This window comes from Rhizobium sp. 05L429 (assembly GCF_056397645.1).
This window is the reverse complement of the sequence record NZ_JBFTNV010000004.1, coordinates 32924-51539: the sequence shown is the minus strand read 5'-3', so window position 1 is coordinate 51539 and position 18616 is coordinate 32924. Positions and strand designations below refer to the sequence as shown.

Genomic DNA, 18616 nt, shown 5'->3' with positions numbered 1-18616 from the left:
CGGACGCTGCGGCCACGCAACTCCAGAAAGACATCGACACTTTTCTGGTGAAGATGAGTTCGTCGCCTTCGCGCAGCGATCGTTACTTCTCTGCCAATCAGCATTTCTATCAGAAGGCGGCGGTCGATCTCGACTCCCTGGAGATCAGGACGGAGTCGATCAATGCGAACAGCCTGACGGTCGAGCAGGTCAAGCTCATCAAGGAGAATTTCGCTTACATGACGCTGCTGCACAAAGGCTGCGTGACGGCGCCGCTGACGGATGCGCAGAAGCATACGGTTCAGACCAACGGTATCGATGTCAGCGTTAGTTGTCGGGTTGAATATGGCGCGACAGTGGAAGCGGCCGATCGCGGCAGCTCCGCCTTCAACCCGGTTTTCGTCGGGCCAATCAAATCGCTGTTCGATATCGAATTCGGCGCAATACTGAAACTGGAGCTGGAAAAGAAGAAGCTCGGAGGAGGAGCATCATGAGCCTCGACGTCGCCGGACTCGGCAGATCCATTCTTGAGGCGTTCAAGGGTATCCTGAAAGACGGTTGGGCCACCGTGAAGGAATATGCGAAAGGCGAAGCCAAGAAGCTGGCGCAGACGCTCGCGCAGATCACCAAGCTCTACGTGACCGGGCAGGTGTCGAAGGCAGAGGCCAGTGTGCTTCTGGAGATGCATAAGAATGCAGCTCGCGCTGTGTTTCTGACCATTGAGGGAATCGGCCTCATCACGGCGCAACGAGCTATTGATGCTGCGCTTGGCGCAGTCGCGCAGGTTGTAAACGGGGCGATTGGTTTCCCGCTGATTTGAGGCTGTCTGCAGCCGTTCTCAAAAAACCTTCCGCCTACGCCCGCGTCGGCGTGCCCTGATGAAAGAGCAGCTGCCATCTTCCTCCGTCATGTTTCCAGATGGAGCTGCGCAGCACATGCCGTTCTGATCCGTCCGCCTGCCTGCGCCATGTGCGGTAGGTCAACAGCACCGCATCGGCTGAAATCGGTGTCAGCGCGTAGTCGGCGGACTGCAGCTCCCCGTCCTCGGCGCTGTCTTGTTCCTGCAGCAGGAACTCGATCACGACATCGCGGCTGTAGACCCGACCCGACGATCCAAACTCGTGGAAACCCTCGGCGAGCAGCTCTTCGAGCGCATCACTGGAATGGCGGACATCCCGGCGGTGCAGGGCTTCTTCGCGGGCGCGGATCTCGTCAATGCCGGGTTCGATGGTGCTCATCTCATCTCTTCCCAAGATTTGCCGACAACCCGGCGACGGGAGCATGAGGCTGCAACTGCTGCCGGCGCTGACACTTTCCTGATCGTTCGATAGTTGCAGTCATCGGAAGGCCTTGCCTGTGAAATTTGACGATTTCGCGAATAACATACTGAGCAAAATGATTTATCAGGAGTCATATATTCAAGTACAAGGAGAATATCATTGCAAACACCCTGCCGATATGCTTAATCTAAGTTGTACTTGAGAGGCGAGATATCAGGGCAGCGATTGCTACCGACATAAAAGCCAGTACACTTCTCCGCATCCCATACATATCCGAGACCATTGTCACGGCCGCCTTGCTGCGGCCGTTGTCTATTTCCCGCAATTTTTGGTCGGCGAATGACTATCCGCCGCCTGCACACATCCGCATCCAGCCGCTGCCACTCAATCTCATCGCTGCCAACGTGCATACGGAAACCTAGATTTTCGCCATCGCATTCCAGCTTTGTAACCGAGGGAGGCCCGAAATGGCCCAGAGCAAGCATGGTTCGCCCGTGAGGGGCATGGATAACGTCGCGCAATCGAGCGTTCGCGACCAGAGGTTCGGGCGCATGTTCCGCAACCTGCCGTCCGCCGCCTATACCGAGGACGCGCTCGTCGATCTCGCAAAGACGATGTTTCAGGGGGAGTTCGCAGAGAAGATCGAGAAGCACGAGCCTGTCGATGTGGCGCTCAACGAGAAAGAGCCGGAAGACGAGAACCCAACCATTCCGGCCGGCTTTACCTATTTCGGCCAGTTTCTCGATCACGACATTACCTTCGATCCGGCCTCATCGCTCGATCGCTTCAACGACCCCGATGCCTTGCAGGACTTTCGCACGCCGCGCCTGGATCTCGATTCGGTCTATGGCTCGGGACCGTCGGACCAGCCTTTCCTCTATGAGGAGGACCAGTTGCACATGCTGCTCGGGGACGACAAGGATTTCGACCAGGCGCGGAAGAAGCGTCCCGACCTGCCGCGAAACACCGCAAAGATCCGCCGTGCGCTGCTCGGCGACAAGCGCAACGACGAGAATGTCATCGTCTCGCAGCTCCACACCACCTTCCTGAGGTTCCACAACAAGGTGGTCGATACGCTCGGCACTCGTGATTTCGAGCTCTGTCAGCAGACGGTGCGCTGGCACTATCAGTGGATCGTGCTGCATGATTTTCTGCGGCGTATCATCGGCCGGGAGACATATGAGCGCGTCATCGTCGGCAAGGGCGAAAAGCCCAATATCCGCTTCTACAATCCGCAGGGCCGCTACGCTTTCATCCCTGTCGAATTCTCGGTTGCCGCTTATCGCTACGGTCATTCCATGGTGCGGCCGAGCTACTCCCTGAACAGGATCGTCAAGGCGCCTAATCCCGTGCAGCAGCCGTTCAACGGCAAGCAGGCGACGTTCAATCGTATTCCGATCTTCTCGCTGATGGATGTGGCGCAGCATCCGCTGGCGAATTTGAACGGTTTTCGCGAGTTGCCCGGCTTCTGGGCGATCGACTGGTCCTTCTTCTTCGACGGGGTCACGCCCGATGGACCGCCGCCTCCAGGCGCCGTGCTGCCGCAGCCCTCCTACAAGATCGATACGCTGCTGGTCGATCCGCTGACAAGCCTGCCCGATCACCAGCAGGAGCCGATCAAGATCCGCAGGGCGCTTGCGGCTCTCAACCTGCTTCGCGGTTGGCGGCTTGGCCTGCCGTCGGGGCAGGCGGTCGCGCGGCACATGGAAATGGAGGCGCTGACGGACAAGCAACTTTTCGACAGCGAGGATGCCGATGTGAAAGCGGCGCGCGGCAAGGTGCTGAGACAGAATCCCGGTATCTTCGAGGGCAATGCGCCGCTGTGGTTCTATATCCTGCGCGAGGCGGAGATAGCAGCCGACAGCAAGCATCTCGGACCCGTCGGCGGCACGATCATCGCCGAGGTCATCGCCGGCCTCATCGCGGAAGATCGCCATTCCTTCCTGGCGCAATGGCCGAAATGGCGGCCGACATTGCCGGGTAAGGAGAGGGGGCATTTCACGATTGCGGATCTGATCAATTTCACGAACGGGTAGGCTTGGGTGGCGGCGCTGCCCAAAGCAAGGCTTGCGCTACGGGATACGCCGCCATCATTCCTACCGGCATGCAGATACCTCTCTGACGAGTGCGAACGCTCCTGATCGGTCATCCTCCACACGTAAAGCTTTCATTCACCGTTTTTAATTAAATTTGAATCGAGGTTTTCCGATCACAAACCGCATGCGGAAGCGATAAGTATGGCGTTTATCTCCCTTCTCCGGCGTATCGCCCTGCCAGTCCTGCTTTCCACGGCGTTGACGACCTGTTCGATCAGCGATGGGCTGGTGCCGCCCGAGAATGTCGATAGCAGCACGCGCGTCAGTTCCATTACGCCGGCGCACGGCGCGGTGCGCATGGCGCCGGTCCAGAGCCAGCAACCCTATCCCGTCGCGAGAGCGCCTGTCGGCAATACGCAGGGGCAGATCGACTATCTCGATACGCCGAACCTTGCTGGCTCAGGCCAGCAGATGCGCTCTCCGGCGCAGCAATCCCAGCCCTTAGGCATGACACAGCAGGGGCAGCGGCGCCTGCCGATGATCGATAGCGATGAAGCCATGGCGCAACAGAGCCCGCAACAGGCATCTAACGGCAACTGGGGAGGCGTGCAGCCGCTCGCCGTTCCCCAGGGCGGTGTCAACATGGATGAGGAGCTCGGTGCCGGGCCAGGCAATCAGCCGGTCGTCGGCCTGGCGCAGGAGCAACAGCAGCAGATCGCCGAGGGCAATGCCACCGAGCCTGTCGTCGACGGCATCGGCACGGAAAATCCCACCCAGCTCAATCAGCGGAACATGCCGCAGCCGGTTGCCGCCGCGCAAATGAACCGCGCGCCGATGCGCGCTGTACAGGGCAACCGCGCGCAGACATGGAATGACGGCAGCCCGGTTCTCGCCCCGACGCGCGTGCCCGAAGAGGACGAGCCGGAAGAAGTCGCCATGCTGCGGCCGAACAATCCGATGATGAGCGAGCCGGCAGCGCCCGTCGATCCCGGCGTCATGCCGTCTTCCGAATTGTCATGCCGGCGTGAGCTGAAGCGCATGGGCGTGATCTTCGAGGATCGCCCGCCGATTTCCAACGGGCCTTCCTGCCAGGTGCCCTATCCGGTGTCGCTGAAGGGCCTCTCGGGCAATATCGGCGTCAAGCCGGCGGTGGTCCTGAACTGCCAGGTGACACTCGCCTTTGCCAAATGGGTGAAGAACGAACTCGCCCCCTCGGCCCGCTTCCGTTACTGGACCGGTATCAAGACCATCCAGCCGCTCGGCGGCTATTCCTGCCGGCGCATGAATAACAGCCGCCAGCGATACAATCCGATTTCGGAACATGCCAAAGGCAACGCCATCGATGTCGGCAAGTTCGTGCTGAAGGACGGCCACGAGATCGACGTGCGCAAGAAGGGCCTGTTCTCCTTCCGCGAAGGGCGGCTGCTCAAGGCCGTGCGCAGCGACAGCTGCAAATATTTCAACACGGTTCTTGGCCCGGGTTACAATCCGGAGCATTGGAACCATTTCCACTTCGACCTCATGTCGCGCAGAAGCGGAAGAGGTGTCTGCAAATAGGCTGACATCAGGAAAAGGTCTGCGTGACCTCGATGGTGCCGAGATCGCGGCGACAGCTTGCGCGTCCTTGAGAAGATTTGCGCGACATCGAAAATTGGTTCGACTGACAGAAGCCCTTCGAAATTAAAGCGCTCTCGCAAGCCCTTGCAGACGACGGCACAAGCGGTCAGATTGCCGGCATAGCGTAAGCAATATTTTCAAAGTCGCACCATCATGACCGGCATTTTCCTCCTGCTCATCGGCTTTCCGGGCACGGGCAAGTTCACCATCGCCAAGCGGCTGAGCCCACTGTTTTCAGCGAAAATCATCGACAATCACTGGGTCAACAATCCAGTGCTCGGCGTCCTCGACCACGATCCGGCAAAGCCGCTGCCGGCGGAGATATGGGAGCAGACGGGCAGGGTGCGGCAGACGGTGCTGGATACGATCGTGACTTTCTGCGCGCCGTCAGACAATTTCATCTTCACCCATGCCGGCATTCAGGGCGACGAGCGCAGCCATCGCACCTTCCGGCAAATTGCCGATGCCGCCGAGAAGCGGGGATCGCTGCTGGTGCCGGTGCGGCTTTTCTGCGAGGCGGAGGAGCTGGCGCGGCGTGTCGCGATACCGGAACGGCGCGAGCGGCTGAAATCGGTGAATGCCGAGGCCTCGCGGGAGCGGAGCGGGACCTTGGAGGTGCTCGACCCCGAGCATGCGAATACGCTCAACCTCGACGTCACCGCCATGTCGGCAGAGGTGAGTGCGGATGCTGTTCATCGGCATGTGCAGGCTCTCTCGAGCCACCTCCGCAGCTAAACGCGCGGCCGACGCTTCAGCACGTCCTCAACATCAGGTCCGAAAGGCCCTGCTGGAAACCTGGATCGGATTCTGGCACGGGTCTTTGGCGTTGGCATAGACATAGCCGTCCGCCTTGTGGACCGGCCCGAATATCAAACCATTTCCGGCGCATTCGGCGCAGAATGCCTCGATATCCCTGACATCGAAAACCAGCTTGACGGTTGACTGGCCGCTGCGCTGCCTCTTTGCGGCCTGATGCAGCATGATGTTGGCGCCGCCATCCTGCGAGACCAGCTCGACGATCCGGTCGCCAGGCAATTGCATGGGCTTGAAGCCGAAATGCGTCTCGTAGAATGTGGCCGTCTCCTCGATATCGCCAGCATAGATCACCAATCGGTTCAGTGGCACGACAGCCTCCCATGACGTCTCGTTCGATGCGCCTGCAAGGCACTCGCGGCGGAGTCTGCCATGGCGCGTCCGGCCGGAACAGGCCGATTTTGTCTGCCTTGCCACAAGCCCGCCAGATATCCTGACTTGCGCCGGAAACCATTGCCGTGGTGAGCAGTTAGGGACACTCAGCCTGATCCCGGGCATGATCCCGGGGGATGAGGCGATTGCGGGGATGGATGGAGATCGGCGATCTCAGGCTCCTGGCGGGAAAGCATCTGCTCATTGTCGAGAGCGGTGATCTGGTTGCCGACGAAGTGCGGCTTGCGCTGGAGCAGGCCGGCGTCGTCATCGTCGGGCCTGCGTCGTCAGTGGAGATCGGCCTGGCGCTGCTTAATATTATCAGGATCGACGGCGCCATTCTGGATATCCGCCTCGAGGGCGAGACGGTGTTTCCGCTCGCCGAGCGGCTGCAGGATGCCGGAATACCCTTTGTTTTTGCGCTGTCTCATGTCGACGCGGATATTGCCGCGAAATACGGTGGCTACCGTCTCACCGAGAGCCTCACCGCACTTGCCGAGATCGCCAAGGCGCTCTTTGCACCGCGCGAAAACGGCGACTGAGGTTCGCCCGGCTTCGAATGCCGTCAGCATGCCTATTGTGCGGTATCGTACCAAGACATCAGGTTATGGAACGAACAGGAGCTGCATCCCTTTCCCTGAGCATCGGAGACCCTCGATATTAAGGGTTATCCGTATCGAGGCCCTCCATACCGAGGGCCAGGGAGCTGGACATGAAACATTCCCCCGAAATTCTTCAAGCGGAAGTGGTCACGCTCATTCCAGCGCTCAGGGCATTTGCCCGCACTTTTTACCGGACATCCACGGATGCGGACGATCTTGTGCAGGAAACGCTCGTCAGGGCGCTCGGCAATATCGAGCAGTTCAAACAGGGCACGAGGATGAAGTCCTGGCTGTTCACGATCATGCGCAATGCCTTCTGCACGCGCTTCCGGATCGAACAGCGCGAAACGCTCGGTTCGGATGAGTGCGTCTCATCACAGGGTAGCGTGCCGGCCGACCAGGAATGGCATCTGCGCGGCCATGAGCTGGAAGCTGCCTGCGGACACCTGCCGGAGCCATACCGCGCCGCGTTTTCCTTCGTCTTCGTGGACGGGCGCTCCTATGAGGAAGCGGCGAACCGTTTCCATTGCCCTGTTGGCACCATCAAAAGCCGGGTGAACCGCGCCCGCCAACGCATTGCGCACGATATCGGCTATTATCATTAGGCCGCATTATCGCCAGCCTATAATCGCTAAACGGTATCCCGCTGTTTCAGTTCGCCGATCAGCCGGCGATATTCCTGCTCAGCGCGACCATAGGAATCACCGGCAAATTCTTCGAGGCCCGTCCGGTTGCGGACAGCGACCATGCTCCGCTCCGACCAGATGAGTTGCCGGCCTTCCAGCTCATGCAGCGCGGTGGTGATGCTGGCACGTCTTACCGAGAGCATCAGGGCCAGGAACTCGTGTGTGAGGCCGATGTGGTCGCCGTCGAGGCGGTCGTGGCACATCAGGATCCATCGCGCCAACCGCGCCTCGATGGAATGATTGGCATTGGCAAGCGAGGTGGAGGCCGCCTGGACGATGAAGGTCTGGACATAGCGGTTCAGGAGCCTGCGGAGCGACGGCACGACCTCCAGCGCTTCCCGCAATGGGTCCACGGCGATGCGCGAACCGTGCCCTTCCACCTGCATGAAAATGTCGAAGGTCGCGTGCGTGCTGTCTAGGATCGGCGTCAGCGGCACGATGCCTTCGCGCCCGACAATGCCGACCTCGCTCGATCGTTCGCCCGCCGATCTCGCGATGATCGAGGCAATGCCGTCCTCGATGAAATAGCAATGTTTCACCTGCTGACCCAGGGCAGAAAGCGCAAAGCCCCGCGGCAGGGCAAGCGGCTCCAGGTAAGGGGCGAGGTGCCGTCTGGCCTCCTCGTCCATCCTTCCGAGCAATATGTTGTTGCCCACCGTATAAAGCGCCTTGTCCATGATCTTCCTCTTCAGTCTCAAGACTCCGGACTGTCGTTGAAGTTCCCGGTCGCAGCGGAATTCGGCGGTGATTCTGGTGGGAATGGCTATCGCCGTTCAACTTACGCGCTCCGGAGGCTCCAGACTTGTCACCAAATGGTGATCCTGTTTGAGGCAGTTGGAGCGCTTGGGCCGGAACTTTGTTCTGGTCGCCGCGTTCGCTGCGCGGAAACAGTCGATCCAGGGCAGCCCGCTATTCATCATGTCAGATTGGACCACACCGTTGCATATCCGGCTTCCGGGCCAGGTGAACCCGATTACCGTGCGTGGTACGGGCCATGCGGCAGCGCTCCTTGCCGAGAGATGGCCAGTCACCCACGGTCTGGCCTTCGAGCATGCTCTGGCCTCCTTCGCGGCCGTCTCGGAAGGCCAGCTTCTGCCCGACGAGGCGCGGGAAGCCTTCATCGAAGCGGCGGATGCCGCAGGCGTCAACTGGTCGAGTGAGGACGAAGCCTGACATTGCCGTCGCCTGATGAGGGCAGGTGGTGTGGTCGGCCATCAAATCAAGAGGTAATTTAGCAAGGAATTGTTAACCCTGTTCCGCCGATAAGTTCCTTCATCTTCCGGGTGCATGACGCATCGATTCTCCTGTCCAATGATCGCTTTCTCGTTGAATAACAGAGCTTTTGATGTCGTCGATCATCACGAACAATTCCGCCATTGGCGCACTTCAGACACTTCGCAACGTGAACGGCAGCCTTCAGGATACGCAGCATCGCGTCTCCTCGGGATACAGGATCGACAAGGCGGCCGACAACGCCGCCTACTGGTCGATCGCCACAACCATGCGTTCGGACAACAAGGCGCTCTCGGCAGTTTCGGATGCACTGGGCCTTGGTGCGGCCAAGGTAGACACGGCCTATACCGCGATGTCGAGCGCCGTGGACGTGGTAAGCGAGATCAAGGCAAAGCTCGTCGCCGCTTCGGAGAAGGGCGTCGACAAAAGCAAGGTGCAGGAAGAGATCGACCAGCTGCAGGATCAGTTGCTGAGCATCGCCCGATCGGCCTCCTTCTCCGGCGAGAACTGGATGATCGCCATCGACCTGACGACCCGCTCGGTCGTGTCCTCCTTCGTGCGCGACGGCAATGGCAACGTGAAGGTGACGCTGACGGATTACGTTGCCAGGAGCAGCAATCTCACTGATTCGAATACCATGTTCGGTGCCTGGGCGACCGGCGGCAGCCTCGAAAATCTCAATGAGGGCATACTCGGCACGAGTGCTGGAAAGTTATCCGGCCAGTCGGTCTACGCGCTCGACATCACGACGCTCACCACGTCAGGCGGCATCGGCAACGCGCTGCAGGATGTGGAGCAGGCGTTGGGCCAGATGGTTGCCACGGCTTCCGAGCTCGGCTCGCTGCAGAAGCGCATCGCCATGCAGGAGGATTTCGTCTCCAAGCTCGGCGATTCCGTCGACAGCGGCGTCGGCCGGCTGGTCGATGCCAATATGGAGGCGGAGTCATCCCGGCTGTCGGCGCTGCAGACGCAGCAGCAGCTGGCCGTGCAATCGCTCTCCATCGCCAACAGCGCGCCGCAGAACATTCTGTCGCTGTTCCGCGGTTAAACTGGGTGCAGTTTAACGAGGCGCAGCGTGAAGAACGTAGAGGTTTAGCAGGTCCTCATTCCCTCCTCGTGCAGGCACGAGGGCGGAAGAATGACATGGAGCTTGTTGTGGCAGCGCCTCGTCGAGCAGAGAGCGGGCTGACCTTTCGCGTTGACATAGACTGCCATGACGATTGTAGGTTGCGTTTGTGGTTTCCCGAACAGTAGCCGCGCGCACCCGGTAAGGCGGTTCCCAGCGCGTCGGTTTTTCCATTTTGCGCGAGTCGATGCCGCACGGCAGACCCCGAAACCAGCCTTTTCCAGCGCCTGCCGGGATTCTTTTTGCGTCCTGCATTTTGTGTGGAACTCTCTTCTCCTTCATGCGTTTGGCAGCATCTTTATGGAGCGATCGGGAGGAGATCATGCAACCGAAGATTATAACGGATGCACCTGTGGACCGCTGGATCGGTGCTGTGGAGCTTGCGATCGTGCAAAAGGCCTTCGACAAGCTTTGCGCCGAGCGCGGCTGGTCACGCGACTGCACAGAGGCGCGTGAACTCGCCCGCATAACAATCGACCTTTACCGGCAGGGCGCCGACAGCGAGCACAAGCTGCACACCATGCTGTCAGGTTCCGATTTCAAGACGCCGGCCCTGTGAGGGCACCATGAGCAATGTCGTAACATTCCCGCGCCGAAACCTCCGGTCGCAGCGGCCGTTCTATGTCGGCTCGACAAGGCAGGTGGAGGGGAGGATCGCCATTCTGGAAACGATCGCGAAGATCACCGTCCGCGACAGCGCCTTCACGCCCTATGAACAGGCGGCCCTACTGGCGAAGCTGAGAACAGCCATCCGGGCGGAATGCGTTGCACACAAGCTGTCGCCGGAAGAGCAATTCGAGACGATGCGCTATGCCGAGCGGCTGCTCGACGATATCCTCGAGAGCGTCAACGACTGAAGCAGATCCCTCCACGTCTTCTTGTTCCGCTGCCCTCTTCAGGCGCCATGCCGCAGTTGCGGAGCGCCATCTGGTCGTGCAAACATCAGGCCATGTTGATCCGACCTGCCAAAGCCGAAGACCGCAGCGCCATCTGGGCGATCCTGGAACCTGTCGTCCGGGCGGGCGAAACCTATACGCTCGATCGCAACATGAGCGAGGCCGATGCGCTCGACTACTGGCTCGGCTCCGACAAGGAAACCTTCGTCGCCGATGACGGCGGCAGCATCATCGGCACCTACTATATCAGGGCCAATCAAGCCGGCGGCGGCAATCACGTCTGCAATTGCGGCTATATGACCGCGCGCGAAGCGGCGGGCCAGGGTGTCGCGCGCATCATGCACCAGCACTCGCTTGCCCATGCGCGCCAGCGCGGCTTCCGGGCCATGCAGTTCAATTTCGTCGTCAGTTCGAACGAGCGGGCAGTGCGGCTCTGGCAGTCACTCGATTTCCAGGTGGTCGGGCGGCTTCCGGGGGCGTTCAATCATCCTGATCTCGGCTATGTCGATGCGCTCGTGATGTTCAGGGATCTCTAGGCTGCGGAACAAGACCGGGCAGCCATCCTGTCGGAGGGGTATTCACGAGGTCTGGCCGGATTCGGGTAGGGGAACAGCACCATGGAGCAGACATTGAGACGCACCGTCATGACGGTTGCGCTCCTGAATCTCGGCTATTTCGGCGTGGAATTTGCCGTGGCGCTGGCGATCGGTTCCGTCTCGCTGCTCGCCGACAGCGTGGATTTCCTCGAAGATGCTTCGGTCAATCTGCTGATCTTCTTCGCCATGGCATGGTCGGCAAAGAATCGGGCGCGGGTCGGCATGGGCATGGCGGGCATCCTGCTGGTGCCGGCGCTTGCCTTCCTGCTGATGGCATGGGGCAAGATTGCTCATCCGGTGCCGCCGCTGCCTTTGCCGCTGTCGCTTGCGGGACTTGGTGCGCTCGCCGTCAATCTCTTCGGCGCCTATATCCTTGCCGCCCACCGCCATGCCGCCGGCTCGCTGACGCGGGCGGCATTTCTGTCGGCCCGCAACGATGCGGCCGCCAATGTCGCCATCATCGCCGCTGGTCTGGTGACGGCCTATCTCTGGCATTCGATCTGGCCCGATCTCCTCGTCGGACTTGCCATTGCCTTGATGAACCTCGATACGGCGAAGGAAGTCTGGGAGGCGGCGCGGGAGGAGCATGAGGCTGTGCCTTAAGCTGCGTTTTCGAACGAAGCGGCCGACACGCAGAAAAAAGAAAGCCGGCCTAGGGCCGGCTTAGACGAACGCGGCTGAACAGAGGATACTGGCCGGTTCCTGGCATTTCGTGACTGATAATAAATTTCACTACAATGCCGAGGACAGCAGAAAGGGCGTAACGAGATCGCCGAGAGGGCGGCTCCGCAAAGGGGTGGCGGCGGGCGGGAGCCGGTGCTGTCCTCGCGTGTTTTTATGCGGGACGAACATCACCGATTGATGACATCGGGAGCCGGGAGACGACTTTCTTTTCATCGGCTGATTTGGCCTGTGGATAGGCATCCGATGCCCGACATTATTGGTGGATAGGCCGATGGTGTGAATTCAGTGTTCAGGCCCCTCGGGATGTCAAAGTTTCACAAAGGGGCTATATAGCGGGCGAATTGACCTGATATCCGCAAAGAGCCCCATGGCACCAATCATTTCCGTCCAAAATCTCACCAAGACCTATGCAAATGGCTTCCAGGCGCTGAAGGGCGTCAACATCGAGATCGAGCGTGGCGAAATCCTAGCGCTGCTCGGGCCGAATGGGGCGGGCAAGACGACGCTGATCTCGATCATCTGCGGCATCGCCAATCCGAGCGGCGGCACGGTCGTGGTCGACGGCCATGACGTGGTCAAGGATTTCCGCGCCACGCGCACGCTGATCGGCCTGGTGCCGCAGGAGCTGACCACCGACCAGTTCGAGACGGTGTGGAATACGGTCAGCTTTTCGCGCGGTTTGCACGGCAAGAAGGCCAACCCCGCCCATATCGAGAAGGTGCTGCGCGACCTGTCTCTCTGGGACAAGAAGGACAATACGCTGCGCCAGCTCTCGGGCGGCATGAAGCGGCGCGTGCTGATCGCCAAGGCGCTGTCGCACGAACCGTCCATCCTCTTCCTCGACGAGCCGACAGCCGGCGTGGACGTGACGCTGCGCAAGGATATGTGGCATGTCGTCGAGCGGCTGCGGGGCGAGGGCGTCACCATCATCCTGACGACGCACTACATCGAAGAGGCGGAAGAAATCGCCGACCGCGTCGGCGTCATCAACGGCGGCGAGCTGCTGCTCGTCGAAGACAAGCAGGCGCTGATGGCCAAGCTCGGCCGCAAGCAACTCATCCTCGAACTCAACGAAGCGCTCGAAAAACTGCCGGACTGCTTTGCCGGCAACGGCCTGTCGATCGAGGCCGAGGGCAACCGGCTGGTCTATGAATTCGACACCCACAACGAGCATGAAAGCGTCGCATCGCTTTTGACGCGGCTCGGGCAAAACAACATCCATTTCCGGGATCTCTCGACGCGCCAGAGCTCGCTCGAAGACATCTTCGTATCGCTGGTAGGAGGCGCAAGATGAACTTCGAAGCGATCAAGTCGATCTATTATTTCGAGATGGCGCGGACCCGGCGCACGCTGCTGCAGAGCGTCATTTCGCCCGTCATTTCCACCTCGCTCTATTTCATCGTCTTCGGTGCCGCCATCGGCTCGCGCATCCAGCAGGTGGAGGGCGTCTCCTACGGTGCCTTCATCACGCCCGGCCTCATCATGCTGACCCTGCTCGGCCAGTGCATCGGCAATGGCTCCTTCGGCATCTATTTTCCGAAATTCACCGGCACGATCTACGAGATCCTGTCAGCCCCCGTCGCGATGACGGAGATCCTGATCGGTTATGTCGGGGCGGCGGCCACCAAGGGGCTGCTGATCGGCGTCATCATCCTGGTGACGGCCAATATCTTCGTCGATGTCCGGATCGAACATCCGTTCATGATGGTGCTGTTCTTTCTTTTGACGGCGATCAGCTTCAGCCTGTTCGGCTTCATGATCGGCATCTGGGCGACGAATTTCGAGCAGTTGAACCTCATCCCCATGCTGGTCGTTCCGCCGCTCACCTTCCTCGGCGGCAGCTTCTACTCGATCACCATGCTGCCGCCCTTCTGGCAGGCCGTCAGCCATCTCAATCCGGTGCTTTATCTCGTCAGCGGCTTCCGCTGGAGCTTCTTCGGGATTGCCGACGTCAACCCGCTGGTCAGCCTCGGGATGATCTCGCTGTTTCTGGTGATTTGCCTGAGCACGCTCGGCTGGATCTTCAAGACGGGATACAGGCTGCGCAACTGAGCGGGCGGGCGACAGCCACCGAACAAAATCCGGTCAGGCGGTACAAAATCGTTCACATTTTGTTCGCGACTGCTAGTCTGGCCTCGCTGTCATTTGCGGAGGAGGAGAGTCGTGGCGGAGCAACAGGCGAAGTTCGAGCGGCTGAAGGCATTGCACTACCGGGATGAGGCATTCGTCATTCCGAACCCGTGGGATGCCGGCTCGGCACGGATTCTGACGAGCCTCGGTTTCGAGGCCCTGGCGACGACCAGCGCCGGTTATGCCTTTTCGAAAGGCAAGCGGGATTCCTTTGCGAGTCTGACGCGGGGCGAGATCCTCGACAATGCCGCCGAGATCGTCGGCGCAACCGATCTTCCCGTCTCGGCCGATCTCGAAGACGGGTTTGGTGCGGCGCCCGAAATCTGTGCCGAGACGATCCGGCTTGCATCCGAAGTCGGTCTTGTCGGCGGATCGATCGAAGATGCCACCGGCGATCCGGCAAGGCCAATCTATGATCTGTCGCAGGCCGCCGAACGGGTGCAGGCCGCTGCGGAAGCGTCGCGGACACTGCCTTTCCTGCTGACGGCGAGGGCAGAGAATTTTCTTTGGAACCGACCCGACCTCGATGACACGATCCGGCGGCTGCAGGCTTTCTCGGCAGCCGGCGCCGATGTGCTCTATGCGCCCGGGCTGCCTGATATCGAAGCGATCCGCACGGTGTGCGCCGCCGTCGACAAACCCGTCAACGTGGTGATGGGCCTGAAAGGGCCGCGCTACAGCGTTGCCGAACTTTCGGCTGCTGGCGTGCGCCGTGTGAGCGTGGGCGGCTCTTTTGCACGCGCGGCACTTGGTGCACTGCTGCGGGCGGCCGAGGAGGTGAAATCGTCGGGCACCTTCACCTACGCCGCCGATGCGATCCCGGCAGCCACGCTCAGCCAGCTCATGTCGCAGGAGAAGCAGGGCGACCGGCAGTAGGGCAGCATCGATGGCCTCTCATTGCGGATTGGTGATGAGGTCGGGAAATTTGTAGTATATGCAGTCGCTCATTACGAAGAGCGACATGCCGGTATCGCCGAGCTCGTAAGATGAGAGCTCCCACTCGAAGGTGTCGTGACCGTCATACCCGGCCACTAATGCCATCAGGCTCAACTCCCGGTACGGTCCTGGGGGAAACATTGCCCCATACATCGTCACCTCCTTTCCGGCGAATTCGCCTTTAATGACCCTCCTGATCTCCAGATCCGCCCGGATCATCCGGGTCGGGAATTCGTCCGTCACGACCAAACCGGATTCGCCGATGAAAAGCGATTTCACCCTGGCCTCGACCACCACCTTCGCCTTTGCCAGCAGCTCATTCTGCGGAGGACATCGCGGCATCCCGACTGCTGGCCGCAGGCAGAGGACCAACAGGATGAAAATCGCATGGAAGCCTGTTTGCATGCACGCGCTCGATGATGCTCCGGGCATCGGTGTTTCCCCATTCGGGCAGGCCAATTCCTGCCAGTTGCGCGAAGCTGGGCTCGAATTGCGGCTTATCCGCCGCTTTATGATGGCGGCCCGGCGTCAAACAGGTGATGGTTGTAAGTGCGAGATAACAGAACCCGGATGCCTGCCAATCAACCATTCTTCTTGCGCTGTTTCTGTTTGCCGTGCCGGGGGCGGAAATCGACGAGCAAGGATTTCAGTTCGAGTTCGCGCACGCGCCGTGCCGCTTCATCGGGGCTGACCCAGTCCAGCACGCGCTGGCCGACCTCCCTGAATTCGCTTTGTGCTGCCTCCACCTCGATCTGGAAGATATCGACGATGCAGGGAGCGACGTCACCGTCGTCCAGTTCCTTCAGATAGGTGTAGCGGCCAATGGGATGCTTGCTGACCGTTCCGCGCACGCCGGCTTCCTCCCACGCCTCGATGGCGGCCGCTTCGTGCGGCTTCTTCTTTTTCATCGGCCAGCCCTTGGGAATGATCCATCGGCCGCTGTCGCGCGTCGTGACGACGAGGATCTCGATCTCGGAACTCTTGCTTGCGGGGTTCTTGTTATCGTGGCCGGCATTCCCGCGACGGAAGCAGAGCGCGCCATATTGCTGGCGAAAGGCGCCGGAGAAGAGCTTCTCGGGCCTAGCTGCAAGTTGCTTCAGCAGTGGCTGGGATGTGCCGGCGCGGGGTTTTGCGCCTTTTTTATTGGATTTCATGACATCTAGCATTGTCAATTTTTACTTTTTCGATCAATTGCCTGCGACGCTTTATGACAGATTTATGACAGTCTCCTATGGACAGTCGTTCGCACAGGGAAGGATCGCCCGAGATGATGAGCGTGTTTCGCAAGATGATGCCGCGGGAGGACCGCTTCTTCGATATGTTCTCCAGGCATGCGAAAACCGTGGTGGCAGCAGCCGAGGCGATGGAGAAGCTCCTGAAAGGCGAGGCGGTTCAGGAGAATTGCGACCGCATCGTCGCGCTGGAGGACGAGGCCGACCAGATCACCCGCGAGGTGCTGCTGGCGATCCGCCGCAGCTTCATCACGCCTTTCGACCGCGGTGACATCAAGGACCTGATCCAGTCCATGGATGATGCGATCGACATGATGCACAAGACGGTGAAGATCATCCGGCTCTTCGAGCAGTCGAGCTTCGATCCGCTGATGCGGGAAATGGGCGGCGAGATCATCAAGGCGGCGATCCTGATGCAGCAGGCGATCGGGCTGCTCGACAAGATCGGCGCCAATGCCTCGCGGCTGTCGGCGATTGCCGAGGAGATCACCCGGGTCGAGGGACGCTCCGACGAGCTGCATGACGAAGGGCTGAAGGACCTCTATCGCCGGCATGGGCCCAGCGGCAATGCCATGGCCTACATGATCGGCAGCGAGATCTATTCCAACCTGGAAAAGATCGTCGACCGGTTCGAGGACGTGGCCAACGAAATCAGCGGCGTCGTTATCGAGAACGTCTGATGGAAGCCTCTCTCTCCCTTCCGCTGCTGGTCGGCCTGATCGGTGTGGCGCTGTTCTTCGATTTTCTGAACGGGCTGCATGATGCGGCAAACTCGATAGCGACGATCGTCTCCACCCGGGTGCTGAGGCCGCAATATGCCGTCGCATGGGCCGCCTTCTTCAATTTCATCGCCTTTCTGTTCTTCGGCCTGCATGTTGCCGAAACGCTCGGCACCGGCATCATCGACCCGGCCATCGTCTCGCCGCAGGTGATCTTTGCGGCGCTGATGGGGGCGATCGTCTGGAACATCGTCACCTGGCTGTTCGGCATACCCTCATCGTCGTCGCATGCGCTGGTCGGCGGGCTTGTCGGAGCGGGGCTCGCGAAGGTCGGCGTCAGCTCGATCGTCTGGAGCGGGTTGTTGAAGACGGTGGGCGCGATCTTCCTGTCGCCGGCGATCGGCTTTTTCCTGGCGCTGTTCTTCGTTCTCGTGGTCTCCTGGATGTTCGTGCGCCAGACGCCCTTTGCCGTCGACCGCACCTTCCGTTTCATGCAGTTCATCTCGGCCTCGCTCTATTCGCTCGGCCATGGCGGCAACGATGCGCAGAAGACCATGGGCATCATCGCCATTCTGCTGTTCAGCCAGGGGCATCTCGGCGGCAGTTTCCATGTGCCGCTCTGGGTGGTCATTTCCTGCCAGTCGGCGATGGCGCTCGGCACGCTGTTCGGCGGCTGGCGGATCGTTCATACGATGGGCTCGAAGATCACCCGGCTCAATCCGATGCAGGGTTTCTGCGCCGAAACCGGCGGGGCGCTGACGCTCTTTGCCGCGACCTGGCTCGGCATTCCCGTCTCCACGACACATACGATCACCGGTGCGATCGTCGGTGTCGGCGCGGCGCGGCGGTTGTCCGCCGTGCGCTGGGGCGTGGCAGGCAATATCGTCATCGCCTGGATCATTACCATGCCGGCAGCCGCAATCATCGCCGCCGCTTCCTACGGTATCGCGAGCCTGTTCGGCTGAGAGCAGGGGCATCGTCCCGATCCGCCGGGGTGCCTGCTTCACGCATTCGATACCTCAATTTCAGGGGCTGCTATTTTCGATCACCTGTTGCGCTCTATTTCCCAAGCAAGGAGAAGGCGATAGCGAGCGGATAATGGATCTGTCTGAGCATCCATCTGAATCGAGTGCGAAAATGCCCGCTAGAGCAGGCAGCCGCGGGATCAACCAGTGCGGCGCCATCTGCTGTCGGGTCGAGCGCGGCGGAAGGCTGAGCGTGCTGCTCATCACCAGCCGCGATACCGGAAGGTGGGTGATCCCGAAGGGCTATCTGGAGAGGAAGGAAAAGCCCTATCGTTGTGCTCAGCGCGAGGCGCTTGAAGAAGCTGGCATCGTAGGCAAGGTCAGGAAGAGGCCGCTTGGCTACTACACCTACCTGAAAGACAGTGAGACGCCGCTGACAGTCTCTATCCACCTGCTCAGGCTCAAAAACGAGGTCGATCAATTTCAGGAGCGCGCCCAGAGGCAGAAGATCTGGATTTCGCCGGCAGAGGCAGCCCTGCTTGTCGAGGAGCCTGAACTGCAGGCGCTTTTCCAGTCCATCGATGCGGACAATCCACTGACATCGCAGGACCGGCTGAAGCCGCACCGAATCGCCGGACGGCGGCCGGTGGCTGGCGCGGCGGTGTCGCTGGCCAGGTCGCCGCCATCGCACTGACAGCCGTCAGTTGCGGCGGA

Annotated in this window: 24 protein-coding genes; 19 read left to right on the top strand and 5 right to left on the bottom strand. The window is 60.2% G+C overall.

The features are described from left to right. Window positions 1–53: 53 nt before the first annotated feature. Both AC1DNW_RS05060 and AC1DNW_RS05055 read left to right on the top strand, forming a co-directional pair. Window positions 54–473, top strand: coding sequence for a hypothetical protein (locus AC1DNW_RS05060; protein WP_113301521.1), 420 nt, complete (start codon window positions 54–56; stop codon window positions 471–473). Continuing rightward, entirely contained in the window at window positions 470–799 is a 330-nt protein-coding gene (locus AC1DNW_RS05055) for a hypothetical protein (RefSeq protein ID WP_113307643.1), read from the top strand. The genes AC1DNW_RS05060 and AC1DNW_RS05055 overlap by 4 nt, the downstream gene beginning before the upstream one ends. 34 nt (window positions 800–833) lie before the next feature. On the opposite strand, the gene AC1DNW_RS05050 is transcribed toward AC1DNW_RS05055, so the two are convergent. Then, a complete protein-coding gene (locus AC1DNW_RS05050; RefSeq protein ID WP_113307644.1) occupies window positions 834–1217 on the bottom strand; it encodes a DUF4440 domain-containing protein in 384 nt (127 codons plus the stop codon). Between the two features lie 509 nt (window positions 1218–1726). Between AC1DNW_RS05050 and AC1DNW_RS05045 the strand changes: the two genes are divergently transcribed. The 3 genes from AC1DNW_RS05045 to AC1DNW_RS05035 all read left to right on the top strand — a co-directional run bounded on the left by AC1DNW_RS05045 (window position 1727) and on the right by AC1DNW_RS05035 (window position 5647). After that, window positions 1727–3295, top strand: coding sequence for a peroxidase family protein (locus AC1DNW_RS05045; RefSeq protein ID WP_477835151.1), 1569 nt, complete (start codon window positions 1727–1729; stop codon window positions 3293–3295). A 201-nt stretch (window positions 3296–3496) separates the two neighbouring features. Further along, on the top strand, window positions 3497–4852 hold the full coding sequence (locus tag AC1DNW_RS05040; protein WP_113307645.1) for an extensin-like domain-containing protein: 1356 nt from the start codon (window positions 3497–3499) through the stop codon (window positions 4850–4852). Between the two features lie 213 nt (window positions 4853–5065). Next, the gene (locus AC1DNW_RS05035) at window positions 5066–5647 is read left to right on the top strand and encodes a GTPase domain-containing protein (protein WP_113307646.1); all 582 of its coding nucleotides are present in this window, start codon (window positions 5066–5068) and stop codon (window positions 5645–5647) included. A 33-nt stretch (window positions 5648–5680) separates the two neighbouring features. Here AC1DNW_RS05035 and AC1DNW_RS05030 read toward each other — a convergent pair whose 3' ends face one another. After that, window positions 5681–6037: a VOC family protein gene (locus AC1DNW_RS05030; protein WP_113307692.1), complete on the bottom strand. Its 357-nt coding sequence runs from the start codon at window positions 6035–6037 to the stop codon at window positions 5681–5683. Between the two features lie 206 nt (window positions 6038–6243). Between AC1DNW_RS05030 and AC1DNW_RS05025 the strand changes: the two genes are divergently transcribed. Together AC1DNW_RS05025 and AC1DNW_RS05020 are read left to right on the top strand one after the other, a co-directional pair. Beyond that, a complete protein-coding gene (locus AC1DNW_RS05025; protein ID WP_477852135.1) occupies window positions 6244–6639 on the top strand; it encodes a response regulator in 396 nt (131 codons plus the stop codon). 170 nt (window positions 6640–6809) lie between these two features. Then, a complete protein-coding gene (locus AC1DNW_RS05020; RefSeq protein ID WP_113307648.1) occupies window positions 6810–7304 on the top strand; it encodes a sigma-70 family RNA polymerase sigma factor in 495 nt (164 codons plus the stop codon). 26 nt (window positions 7305–7330) lie between these two features. Here the strand turns inward: AC1DNW_RS05020 and AC1DNW_RS05015 are convergent, their stop codons facing one another. Continuing rightward, window positions 7331–8062: a Crp/Fnr family transcriptional regulator gene (locus AC1DNW_RS05015; protein WP_113307649.1), complete on the bottom strand. Its 732-nt coding sequence runs from the start codon at window positions 8060–8062 to the stop codon at window positions 7331–7333. A 241-nt stretch (window positions 8063–8303) separates the two neighbouring features. Here AC1DNW_RS05015 and AC1DNW_RS05010 point away from each other — a divergent pair, with 241 nt between their 5' ends. The 9 genes from AC1DNW_RS05010 (at window position 8304) to AC1DNW_RS04970 (ending at window position 14926) form a co-directional block, all read left to right on the top strand. Further along, window positions 8304–8558 carry a DUF982 domain-containing protein gene (locus tag AC1DNW_RS05010; protein WP_113507724.1) on the top strand — a complete coding sequence of 85 codons (255 nt, stop codon included), beginning with the start codon at window positions 8304–8306 and terminating at the stop codon, window positions 8556–8558. A 172-nt stretch (window positions 8559–8730) separates the two neighbouring features. Next, complete coding sequence (locus AC1DNW_RS05005; protein ID WP_113307651.1) at window positions 8731–9666, top strand: flagellin N-terminal helical domain-containing protein; 936 nt, start codon at window positions 8731–8733, stop codon at window positions 9664–9666. Window positions 9667–10066: 400 nt separating this feature from the next. After that, window positions 10067–10303 (top strand): hypothetical protein, encoded by a 237-nt coding sequence (locus AC1DNW_RS05000; RefSeq protein WP_113301512.1) that lies wholly within the window; start codon window positions 10067–10069, stop codon window positions 10301–10303. Between the two features lie 7 nt (window positions 10304–10310). Further along, window positions 10311–10601 (top strand): hypothetical protein, encoded by a 291-nt coding sequence (locus AC1DNW_RS04995; protein ID WP_113301511.1) that lies wholly within the window; start codon window positions 10311–10313, stop codon window positions 10599–10601. Window positions 10602–10693: 92 nt separating this feature from the next. After that, the gene (locus AC1DNW_RS04990; protein ID WP_113307652.1) at window positions 10694–11176 is read left to right on the top strand and encodes a GNAT family N-acetyltransferase; all 483 of its coding nucleotides are present in this window, start codon (window positions 10694–10696) and stop codon (window positions 11174–11176) included. Window positions 11177–11257: 81 nt separating this feature from the next. Next, window positions 11258–11839: a cation diffusion facilitator family transporter gene (locus tag AC1DNW_RS04985; RefSeq protein ID WP_113307653.1), complete on the top strand. Its 582-nt coding sequence runs from the start codon at window positions 11258–11260 to the stop codon at window positions 11837–11839. Between the two features lie 448 nt (window positions 11840–12287). Further along, window positions 12288–13214 carry an ABC transporter ATP-binding protein gene (locus tag AC1DNW_RS04980; protein WP_113307654.1) on the top strand — a complete coding sequence of 309 codons (927 nt, stop codon included), beginning with the start codon at window positions 12288–12290 and terminating at the stop codon, window positions 13212–13214. Beyond that, window positions 13211–13972: an ABC transporter permease gene (locus tag AC1DNW_RS04975; protein WP_113307655.1), complete on the top strand. Its 762-nt coding sequence runs from the start codon at window positions 13211–13213 to the stop codon at window positions 13970–13972. Before AC1DNW_RS04980 ends, AC1DNW_RS04975 begins: the two co-directional genes overlap by 4 nt. Window positions 13973–14083: 111 nt before the next feature. Further along, the gene (locus tag AC1DNW_RS04970) at window positions 14084–14926 is read left to right on the top strand and encodes an isocitrate lyase/PEP mutase family protein (protein ID WP_113307656.1); all 843 of its coding nucleotides are present in this window, start codon (window positions 14084–14086) and stop codon (window positions 14924–14926) included. 18 nt (window positions 14927–14944) lie between these two features. On the opposite strand, the gene AC1DNW_RS04965 is transcribed toward AC1DNW_RS04970, so the two are convergent. Both AC1DNW_RS04965 and AC1DNW_RS04960 read right to left on the bottom strand, forming a co-directional pair. Next, window positions 14945–15418 carry a hypothetical protein gene (locus AC1DNW_RS04965; RefSeq protein WP_477852134.1) on the bottom strand — a complete coding sequence of 158 codons (474 nt, stop codon included), beginning with the start codon at window positions 15416–15418 and terminating at the stop codon, window positions 14945–14947. 149 nt (window positions 15419–15567) lie between these two features. Next, entirely contained in the window at window positions 15568–16140 is a 573-nt protein-coding gene (locus tag AC1DNW_RS04960; protein ID WP_113301505.1) for an NUDIX hydrolase, read from the bottom strand. Window positions 16141–16253: 113 nt separating this feature from the next. Between AC1DNW_RS04960 and AC1DNW_RS04955 the strand changes: the two genes are divergently transcribed. The 3 genes from AC1DNW_RS04955 to AC1DNW_RS04945 all read left to right on the top strand — a co-directional run bounded on the left by AC1DNW_RS04955 (window position 16254) and on the right by AC1DNW_RS04945 (window position 18596). Beyond that, window positions 16254–16898: a DUF47 domain-containing protein gene (locus AC1DNW_RS04955; protein ID WP_113301504.1), complete on the top strand. Its 645-nt coding sequence runs from the start codon at window positions 16254–16256 to the stop codon at window positions 16896–16898. After that, the gene (locus AC1DNW_RS04950; protein ID WP_113301503.1) at window positions 16898–17902 is read left to right on the top strand and encodes an inorganic phosphate transporter; all 1005 of its coding nucleotides are present in this window, start codon (window positions 16898–16900) and stop codon (window positions 17900–17902) included. The genes AC1DNW_RS04955 and AC1DNW_RS04950 overlap by 1 nt, the downstream gene beginning before the upstream one ends. Window positions 17903–18074: 172 nt before the next feature. Next, the gene (locus tag AC1DNW_RS04945; RefSeq protein ID WP_162748428.1) at window positions 18075–18596 is read left to right on the top strand and encodes an NUDIX hydrolase; all 522 of its coding nucleotides are present in this window, start codon (window positions 18075–18077) and stop codon (window positions 18594–18596) included. Window positions 18597–18616: the final 20 nt, after the last annotated feature.